Source organism: Prevotella sp. HMSC073D09, assembly GCF_001814145.1.
Classification (GTDB): Bacteria; Bacteroidota; Bacteroidia; order Bacteroidales; family Bacteroidaceae; genus Prevotella; species Prevotella conceptionensis.
The window spans coordinates 1-9631 of sequence record NZ_KV815053.1; the positions used below are offsets into that span (position 1 = coordinate 1).

Consider the following 9631-nt stretch of genomic DNA (forward strand, 5'->3'; position numbering starts at 1 on the left):
GACCATGAAACACGTGGCTGAATAGGGCGAAAAAATCGTTAAAAAGTGGGGTTTTAGGGTCTAAAAGCGAGTATTTGGGCATGAAGAATTATGAGTCAACGGCCAATCTAGAAAGGCTAAATGGGGCAAAATGCAGCTTTTGTTCTCAAAAATAGACAATGGAAAAGGTGTGAATGGCTAGAAAAGGCTGCCTTTTACCAACTTTATAGCCCATATTTTCGCTAGAACGGAGTGAAAGTTAGAACGGGTTTGTAAAATAAAAGATAAGAATTTAAGTTTTTGAGTTGATGGTTTGGTGAATTTTGGGGTTGATGATTTGGTGAGTTTGTGAGTTCATGAGTTGATATGAATTTATAAGTTGGTGATTGGGTGATTTTGTGAGTTGGTATGAATTTGTATGTTGATGAACTGATGAGCAGATGAAGTATGTAGGTTGATGAGTATGTGAGTTTATGGGTTTATGGCTTTTTGAGTTTGCAAGATGTTAAGTTGCTGTATTCGGGAGTTGTTGGGTTTTCGTGTGTTTATAAGCAGAGGAGTGGATGCAAAGAGGAAACAAAAATCGCTGTAAAACGTTAGTCTTACAGCGATTCTTATTTGTTTTGCCAAGTGGAACATTCCTTTTGGCTTGTTAAAATGCTTGCGGAAGATGAGGGATTCAAACCCCCGATACCCGAAAGGGGTATACCGGATTTCGAGTCCAGCGCATTCGATCACTCTGCCAATCTTCCAAATGCGGTGCAAAGGTAACAATAAAATCACAAATACACGCATTTCAAGCGATATTTTTCTTATTTGTGCCACATTAATGCGAACAAGGCGTGGACAAAATGGTTTATTCTAGCTTTCTTGCTGCGCCTTTTCGCGTTGGTGTGATGGAGAATTGCATTGGCGATAATGGTTTAAGGCATGTTCTAAAAATTACACGCTTTTTTCTTTTCTCTTATTAAAGTTAGCACTTCACTGCCTTTTTCTTTATTCAATTCGTTCTTCAACGTCTTTTGTCCTTATCTGGCATCTTTTCCTTACCTTTTCAGTCGCATAGTTCACTATGTTCCACCAAGAAGTAAGAGAAATATGCGCAGATAAAGTCTAAAAAACAACGATCGGTTTGGTTTAAACGATTTACTTTTTCACCTGAATGCTATTCAGCAAATCAACTTTTCCGTCGTTGATTAGTTTCAAAATCAGTTCGCCGAACAGCGTGTTAGGCCATGCAAACCATGCGCGGGTGTATTTGTGAGCATCGTCTTTGTTGAACGATTCGTGCATAACGCCCGTGTTGCCATCCGTTTCCATCAGCATTTTGATGCATTGTTTTATCTCTTCATCGTTCTGAGAGGTGAATGCTTTGAGCATAATGCTCATCGGCCAAGGATAATTTGCACCGATATGTGGGCCACCGATGCCTTCGCCTGCCGCACCTTTAAAAAACCAAGGGTTGTCTTCGCTCCATACAAAGCGGCGTGTGTTTTGGTAAATGGGGTCGTTTAATGGCACATCGCCCATGTAACCAAGGGCCAAAAGGCTAGGAACATTGGCATCGTCCATCAGCACTTGTCCGCCATATCCATCTACCTCGAAGGCGTATATCTTGCCATACTTGGGATGTTCGGTTATGGCATACTTCTTTAATGCTGCTGCAACCTCGTTGGAAAGCGCTTTACACGACCGACTTAATTCCTGATTTTTGTTTACTTTCGCGAGAATTTCGGAGGCTTTGTTCATTGCCGAGACTGCCATGAAGTTAGACGGAACGAGGAAAAGCATTGTTGTAGCATCGTCGGATGGGCGGAAACAAGAGGCGATAAGGCCCACTGGCTTTACTGGCGAGCCATATCCATCGCCGCCCAACGTTTCGGTTTGACGTGTCGATTCGCGCTCAAAGCGATATTTACCCGGTCCGTCTTTACGCTGTTGTTCTTTAAATGTGGCCAATATCTTCTTAACGGCTTCTTGCCAAAGTGTGCCAAATACAGACGTATCGCCAGTAACTTGCCAATAGTGGTAAGCCAAACGGATGGGATAACAAAGCGAGTCTATCTCGTATTTACGTTCAAACACCTCTGGTTGCATATCCGTTTTGTCGGTTATATGCCCTTCGCCCGTTGGCCCATCGTTAAAAGCATTGGCGTAGGGGTCGATGTTAATCTGTCGTAATTGCCTAAGAATAACGCCACGAATCATGGCTTTAAGCTTGGGGTCTTTGTTGGCAAACTGCACATAGGGCCACACCTGCGCCCCCGAATCGCGGAGCCACATGGCTGGGATGTCGCCTGTGTAGACGAAAGTATCGTCTTCGCCATTTACTTTTCGGTAATGAACGGTTGTTTCTAAGGTGTTAGGGAAACAGTTTTCGAACATCCAAGCAAGGTATCTGTTGCCTTTAAGCAACTTCTTTACCTCTTCTATCTTCTTGTCGATAACCTCAGAACGGAATAACCTGTCCTTTACGTCTGGTCGTTTGCTAACATAGAGGCGCGTGTTGTCGGCAATGGCCTCGATGTATTCTTGTCCGTACACTTTGTTCTTTTGGGCCAACATTTGTTGGCTGGGCAGGGCTAGTAATGCCAGTGCCAAATAGAAAGATTTCATTAATTTATTGATTAGGGGTTTTGTTTTGTAATGGGCATGTTTAGAAACCGGGCAATAGTGTTGCATTGTTTAACGTGGCGCGTTTTGTAGAAGGAAATCCTTGAACTTGTCAAACGAATTGTTCATGGGATAGGTCTGCTTGCGCCCTTGCATAAAGCGAGCCAGCCTTTCGGGGATGTCTATTGGGGTGGGCAGCACAGCATCTACCGTTTCTTTGAACTTGGCGGGATGCGCCGTTTCGCAGAAAACGCCATGCTCGTTCTCGCTGAGCGATAGCTGCAATGCCTTATAACCGCATGCGCCATGTGGGTCGAGCACATAGCCTGTTTGCTGGAAACAGTCGCGTATGGTTGCTCTTATCTCATCGTCGTTGAAACTGAAACCTGCAATTAGTTGGCTTATCGTGTGGTGATTGCCGCCATACAGGTCGTAAATTCGGGCAAAATTGCTGGGATTTCCTACGTCCATGGCGTTGGCGATGGTCTGAACACTGGGCTTTGGCCGGTATTTACCCGTTTGTAAATATTGGTAGAAGACATCGTTTGCATTGTTGGCGGCGATAAAACGTTTTATGGGCAAGCCCATGCGATGGGCGAATAAGGCCGCAGTGATGTTGCCGAAGTTGCCGCTTGGCACGCAAAATACAAGTTCGTTTTGCAGACCTTGCTTTTTCATTTGCGCGTAAGCGTAGAAGTAATAAAACGCTTGGGGGAGAAAACGAGCCACATTTATGGAGTTGGCCGAGGTGAGGAGCAACTGCTCGTTCAACTCTCTATCCATGAAAGCCCGCTTTACCAAAGCCTGGCAATCGTCAAAAACGCCATCAACTTCGATTGCTGTGATGTTTTGTCCCAACGTAGTAAACTGACTTTCCTGTATAGCGCTTACCTTTCCTTTGGGATATAGTACGTACACGTTTACCCCTTCGACACCCAAGAAACCATTGGCCACGGCCGAACCCGTGTCGCCACTTGTTGCCACCAGCACGTTGATTGCTTGTTTGCGGTCTTGACCTACAAAGTGGCCTAGCAGTCGGGCCATGAAACGCGCTCCTACATCCTTGAAGGCCAAAGTTGGGCCATGAAACAACTCTAAGGCGTAGCAATTGGCTTGAACGGGCACCACAGGACAATCGAAAGCCAGTGTTTCGTTCACAATTGTTCGCAGGGCATCGGCCCCAACGTCTTCGCCGAAGAAGGCTTGTGCCACCGCGAAGGCTATATCTTGAAAGGAAAGCTTGTCTATCTGTCCGTAAAACGTTGTGGGTAAGGTTGCTATTCGTTCGGGCATGAATAGCCCATTGTCGGCGGCTAAGCCCTTAACCACCGCTTCGCGAAGGTCTACCATCTCCGTTTTACCATTCGTACTGTAATATCTCATCTCTGGTTTTAAGTTTATGAGTTATTGAGTTTGTGGGTTATTTAATTTGTGGGTTGTGGCGTTTGTGGGGGAGTTTGTTGCTAAGCTTTGGTGTTTTATGGTTTATTGTCTTGAACTTACAGCTTGCAACTGGATAAATCCTGAACTAACTGTTTGAATGCCGAAGAACTTTTAAACTCCTAAACTTAACAACTCACTAACTGATGAACCGTAACTATTGAATGTCCATAAATGTTTGCATAAATTGGTGCGGCCTAAGCAAACCAAAGCTACCACGTTTGCAACTCTGTTCATCGAAGGTTTGAACGGCATCTGGTGCGATGCCTTCGTGCCATATAAGAAACGGCACAGGCTCGTCTACATGTGTGCGAACCTCCACGGGGGTGGGATGATCGGGTAGTATGGCGATACATATTGGCTCGTTCCAACTTTTCACCTTATTATATATAGGCCCCACAATGCGACTGTCTAATGCCTCGATAGTTTTGAGTTTCAGTTCTAAATCGCCGTCATGCCCAGCCTCGTCACTGGCCTCAATGTGCAAGTAAAGGAAGTCGTCGTGCTTTAAAGCCTCAATAGCAGCTGTGGCTTTTCCTTCGTAATTGGTATTGTAAAGTCCTGTTGCGCCCTCAACGGCGATGTTTCGCAAGCCAGCATAATGCCCAATGCCGCGTATAAGGTCTACCGCAGAGATTACCGAACCCGACTGCACGTTGGGGTATAGCTGGGTAAGCGTTTTCATTGCTGGCCGATAACCGCCGCCCCACGGCCAAATGCTGTTGGCTTGGAGCTTTCCTTTGGCCGCCCTTTGCTTGTTCAAGGGATGGTTAGAAAGCACTTGTTGCGACTTTATTATCAGTTCGTTAAGCAAAGTTGCCGTTTCTCTGGCCGTCATTCTGCCCATTTCGCGTACATCTTCCCAGCCTTCTTGCGGTTTAACGAGCAAGGGTTGCCAAGGCTCATCGGGGTGATCATGCGGTGGGGTGCACTCGATATGCTTGTTACCTCCTTTTATAATAAGCAAGTGACGATACTGAATGCCCATAGCGAACTTTACTATATCCGAGGACAAGGCCTTGTTTAAAGCCTCGATGAGTGGTTCGCTTTCTTCGGTTTCGAGATGTCCGCCGTGGTGATTTCTTATCAATCCGTCTGCCAAAGTAAGGATGTTACAGCGCAAGGCAAGGTCTAACGGCTGCATATCGTAGCCAATAGAGGCGGCCTCTAATGGGCCTCGCCCCTCATAAACCTTGCTTAGGTCGTAGCCTAAGATGGCTGTATTGGCTACTTCAGAGCCAGGAGCGAATCCTTCGGGGATGGTTTGCAGCATGCCTGTTCGGCCTTGTCGGGCTAATAAATCCATGTAAGGCGTGTTTGCGTACTGCAACAGCATCTTTCCGCCTAGCCGTTCAACGGGATGATCGGCCATGCCGTCGCCTAGTATGATGAGATGTTTCATTGCAGATGAAGTTAAATGTTGGCAATGCTCATGATATTGGCAAACACACCGGCAGCTGTTACATCGGCTCCTGCTCCATAGCCTTGTATCTGCATGGGATATTGCTTATAGCGTTCGGTTGTAAGCAAAACGATGTTGTTCGAGCCTTCCAGGTTATAAAAAGGGTGGTTCTTGTCTACGGCTTGCAGGCCAACGGAGGTTTTGCCGTGGTCCATTGTAGCCACAAATCGCCACCGTTTCTCCTCTTTTGCCAATTGTTGACTCTGCCGTTCAAAGTCGGAATCGAGCGTGGGAAGGTTCTCCCAAAACTCTTCTAACGAACCTTTAAAGAAACTATCGGGTACAAAAAGCCGTTTCTCCACATCGGCTTGTTCTGCTTTATAGCCTGCCTCGCGTGCTAAAATCACGAGTTTCCTCACTACGTCCGTTCCGCTAAGGTCGATACGTGGGTCGGGTTCGCTATATCCCTGCGCTTTTGCGTGGCGTACAGTTTCGGAGAAAGGAACAGCTGCCGAAAGCTCGTTGAAGATAAAGTTGAGTGTTCCACTCAACACGGCCTCAATCTTCAAGATATGGTCGCCCGAGTTTCTCAAATCGTTGATGGTACCGATGATAGGAAGGCCTGCGCCCACGTTCGTTTCGTATTTAAACTTAACGCCTCGCGTAAGCGCCGTTTGTTTTAGCCTTTCGTACTTCTCGTATTTCGAAGATGCGGCAATCTTATTGGCCGTAACGATACTTACGTTATGTTCTAAAAGCGTTTGATATAGGTCGGCAACGTCTTTGCTAGCAGTGCAATCCACAAAAACACTGTTAAAGATATTCATCTCCAATATCCCGTTACGCAGACTTTCGGGCGTGCATTTGTCGGCGTCTTTCAGCAGTTCTGCGTAGTTGTCTAGGTCTAGTCCGTTGCGGTCGAACATCATCAGCTTAGAACTAGCGATGCCAACCACGCGCAGTTTAAGACGTGAACGCATGCGCAACTCTTCGGCTTGACTCTTTATTTGCTCGATAAGCTTGCCGCCCACCGTGCCGATGCCACAGATAAAGAGGTTGAGTTCGGTGTATTCGGAGAGGAAAAAAGAATCGTGAATAACGTTAAGCGACTTGCGCAAGAAGGCCGCCGACACCACAAACGATATGTTTGTTTCGGCTGCTCCTTGTGCACAAGCAATGACACTAATGCCCGAACGCCCAAGCGTACCAAATAATTTGCCTGCAACACCTGGCGTATTACGCATGTTTTCGCCCACGATGGCGACAGTTGCCAGTCCGCTTTCGGCCTTCATGGGGAACATCGCGCCCATCTCTATTTCTTTCGCGAACTCCTTGTTTAGCACTTCTACGGCTGCTGCAAGGTCTTCTTCGCGCACACCGATAGAGGTAGAGTTTTCTGATGATGCCTGACTAACAAGGAATACCGAGATACCATTGTTGGCCAGAACGGTAAATATACGGCGGTTAACGCCGATAACGCCAACCATAGACAGACCTGCAACCGTGATGAGTGCAGTGTCGTTAATGCTCGAAATGCCTCGTATGGGTTTATCCGTTCTTTCAACCTTTTGTTTGATGGTTGTACCCTCGGCTTTGGGGTTAAAAGTGTTTTTAATTCGTATGGGAATGTTCTTTACGCATACGGGATAGATGGTAGGTGGATAGATAACCTTCGCGCCGAAGTTGCAAAGCTCCATCGCTTCGGTATAACTCAGTTCCTTTATGGTGTAAGCGGTCTTGATGATTCGTGGGTCGGCCGTCATAAATCCGTCCACATCGGTCCAAATTTCCAATACATCTGCATCGAGGGCGGCGGCAAGTATGGCAGCAGTATAGTCCGAACCACCTCGCCCCAAGTTGGTTGTTTCTCCCGTGTCTTGGTCTAACGAAATGAATCCGGGCACAAGAGAAATGCGTGGTAAGGGCGAAAACGTGTCGACAACAAGCTTATTCGTCAGTTCGCTATCTAGCACATGCTTTCCGTTTTTGCGTCGGGTCTTGATAAACTCGCGCGAGTCGAACCATTTAGAACCTCGGATAAGTGCTGCCACGATATTCGAACTAAGTCTTTCGCCATAGCTCACGATGGCGTCTTGCGTTTTCTCGCTAAGGTCGCGAATAAGGAAAACGCCCGTATAAATGCTGCGCAACTGTTCGAAAAGGTTATCAACGGTGTTGAAAAGTTGCTCGCGAGCCGTGGTGTCGCTAATGATGGTGTCGATCATTTGGTGGTGACGTGTCATCATTTCATCGAACTCGCCTCTCCATTTCTCGTTTCCACCTACGGCCATTTGCGCTGTGGCGATAAGTTTGTCGGTGATACCTCCCAATGCACTAACAACCACAATCACGGGTTGTCGCTTAGCCTCGGTTTCCACAATGCGTTTTAAGCACAAAATACTCTTTACGGAACCTACTGATGTTCCGCCAAACTTTAAAACTTTCATCCGTTGTTATAATTTAATATTGTGTTGCCCCAAAACAAATGAGGTTGAACATAATTTCGATGCAAAAATAACAATAAATAGATATAACACCAACAAACGGCCTAGATAATTAATGGTTAAATTGAGCTTATTATCTTGCAATTCTCCGATTTCTTGGCTTTATTGCATATTCATTATCAGGCATAATGCTTGCGAACTTACCACTAAGTAGGGAGTTAGAATAGATAAGGCACTGCAGAACTCACAGACTTACTACCTCAAATCAACACCTTTTTGGGGGCTTAGGCGATGCTGTTGATAGCTGTTAGCTGTGCAAAATTGGGTGGCTATGTGTTGTATCGTAGTGTTTTCTGGATGTTAAAATCATGCCCAATACGGCCAAATAAGCGTAAGTTGTTTGGTGTTTCGAAGGCTTATGCTTATATTTGCGAAAAAGTTCGTAACGAAAATTATCGCAAATGAAGAACCCATTTAAGTTTGGAACCATTGTTGAAGGTGAGTATTTCACTGATAGAGACGATGAACTGCAACGGATAAAGCAATTGCTGAACAGCAATAACCACCTGATACTTATCAGTCCCAGGCGATTTGGTAAGTCTAGCTTGGTGAAGAAAGCGGTAACGCAAGTGTCGCGGCCGTGTATTTCGCTCAATCTGCAAATGGTGGTTAGCGTTGAGGGCTTAGCGGCAATGATATTGAAAGAAGTATTTAAGCTGCACCCGTGGGAAAAGCTTAAACATCTGCTAAGTAGCTTTCGGGTTGTGCCAACTATATCCACCACACCAACGGGAGAAACCATTGACATAACCTTTCAAGCCACAACCGATGCCACGGTGCTGATAGAAGACGCACTGCAATTGGTGGAGAAGGTGAGCGAAAAGGGCGACTCGATGGTGGTTGTGTTTGACGAGTTTCAAGAACTGATGGGGCTAGACAAGGGTATCGACAAGCGATTGCGTGCAATTATCCAAACACAACAACATGTTAACTACATCTTTTTGGGCAGTCAGGAGTCGATGATGACTGAAATTTTCGAGCGAAAGCGTTCGCCTTTCTATCGTTTCGGCGTGCTGATGCACCTAGATAGAATACCACACGACAATTTTAGCCATTATGTTCTTGAACGATTGCCTGCCGATTGTGCGATGAAAACCGACGTGGTAGAGCAGATTTTAAGCACTACGCGTTGTCATCCGTATTATACGCAGCAGTTGGCAGCACTTGTTTGGGACTTTCTGACTTACAAAAAACTCGATGCAACAGAGGTGGTAGAGCAGGCCATTGCAACGCTTGTTCGTACACACGACTTGGATTTTGAACGTATTTGGCTCAATTTCAACAAGACCGACCGCAGCATATTGATGGGATTGGTAAATAATGTGCAGCTTGCAAGTAACCGCCGACTTCCCACGAGTACGGTATACAGCAGCGTTAAACGGCTAATGCAAAGCGGTTATGTAATTAAGCTAGACGCTTTTGAAATTGAAGACCCGTTTTTTGCACGTTGGATAAAGCAGCGGCAGGGGTAGAAAAGCAGAATAGAGTAGGGGGTATATGGGCATAAACCCCAATCGCACGTTAAGAAAATCAGGCTTTCAGTTCGCGGAAACTCAACATTACATCTGAATGATGATTAACGAATTGTTCCTTCCCTAAACAATGACGGGAGTTTTTTTGTGGCTGTTGTAATCTTACTTAACATTATAACCGCGTTCTGTAACTATTCAGCGATACCCGATATATACAGTGC

General features: G+C 45.9%; 5 protein-coding genes and 1 tRNA gene. 1 reads left to right on the forward strand and 5 read right to left on the reverse strand.

Going from position 1 to position 9631, the window contains the following annotated elements; all coding sequences use genetic code 11:
* Positions 1-643: 643 nt before the first annotated feature.
* The 5 genes from HMPREF2955_RS02870 to thrA form a co-directional block, all read right to left on the reverse strand.
* Positions 644-731: transfer RNA gene (locus tag HMPREF2955_RS02870), tRNA-Ser, on the reverse strand.
* Between the two features lie 394 nt (positions 732-1125).
* Positions 1126-2595 (reverse strand): glycoside hydrolase family 125 protein, encoded by a 1470-nt coding sequence (locus tag HMPREF2955_RS02875; protein WP_070720772.1) that lies wholly within the window; start codon positions 2593-2595, stop codon positions 1126-1128.
* A gap of 69 nt (positions 2596-2664) precedes the next feature.
* Entirely contained in the window at positions 2665-3975 is a 1311-nt protein-coding gene (thrC, locus tag HMPREF2955_RS02880) for a threonine synthase (protein WP_070720774.1), read from the reverse strand.
* A 214-nt stretch (positions 3976-4189) separates the two neighbouring features.
* Complete coding sequence (locus HMPREF2955_RS02885) at positions 4190-5434, reverse strand: cofactor-independent phosphoglycerate mutase (protein WP_070720782.1); 1245 nt, start codon at positions 5432-5434, stop codon at positions 4190-4192.
* 11 nt (positions 5435-5445) lie between these two features.
* Positions 5446-7881 carry a bifunctional aspartate kinase/homoserine dehydrogenase I gene (thrA, locus tag HMPREF2955_RS02890; RefSeq protein WP_070720784.1) on the reverse strand — a complete coding sequence of 812 codons (2436 nt, stop codon included), beginning with the start codon at positions 7879-7881 and terminating at the stop codon, positions 5446-5448.
* Between the two features lie 458 nt (positions 7882-8339).
* Between thrA and HMPREF2955_RS02895 the strand changes: the two genes are divergently transcribed.
* On the forward strand, positions 8340-9410 hold the full coding sequence (locus HMPREF2955_RS02895; RefSeq protein WP_070720788.1) for an AAA family ATPase: 1071 nt from the start codon (positions 8340-8342) through the stop codon (positions 9408-9410).
* Positions 9411-9631: the final 221 nt, after the last annotated feature.

Excerpts from the sequence above, each read along its gene's own strand:
- HMPREF2955_RS02875 (WP_070720772.1), bottom strand. The coding sequence starts at position 2,595 with ATGAAATCTTTCTATTTGGCACTGGCATTACTAGCCCTGCCCAGCCAA.
- thrC (WP_070720774.1), bottom strand. The coding sequence starts at position 3,975 with ATGAGATATTACAGTACGAATGGTAAAACGGAGATGGTAGACCTTCGC.
- HMPREF2955_RS02885 (WP_070720782.1), bottom strand. The coding sequence starts at position 5,434 with ATGAAACATCTCATCATACTAGGCGACGGCATGGCCGATCATCCCGTT.
- thrA (WP_070720784.1), bottom strand. The coding sequence starts at position 7,881 with ATGAAAGTTTTAAAGTTTGGCGGAACATCAGTAGGTTCCGTAAAGAGT.
- HMPREF2955_RS02895 (WP_070720788.1), top strand. The coding sequence starts at position 8,340 with ATGAAGAACCCATTTAAGTTTGGAACCATTGTTGAAGGTGAGTATTTC.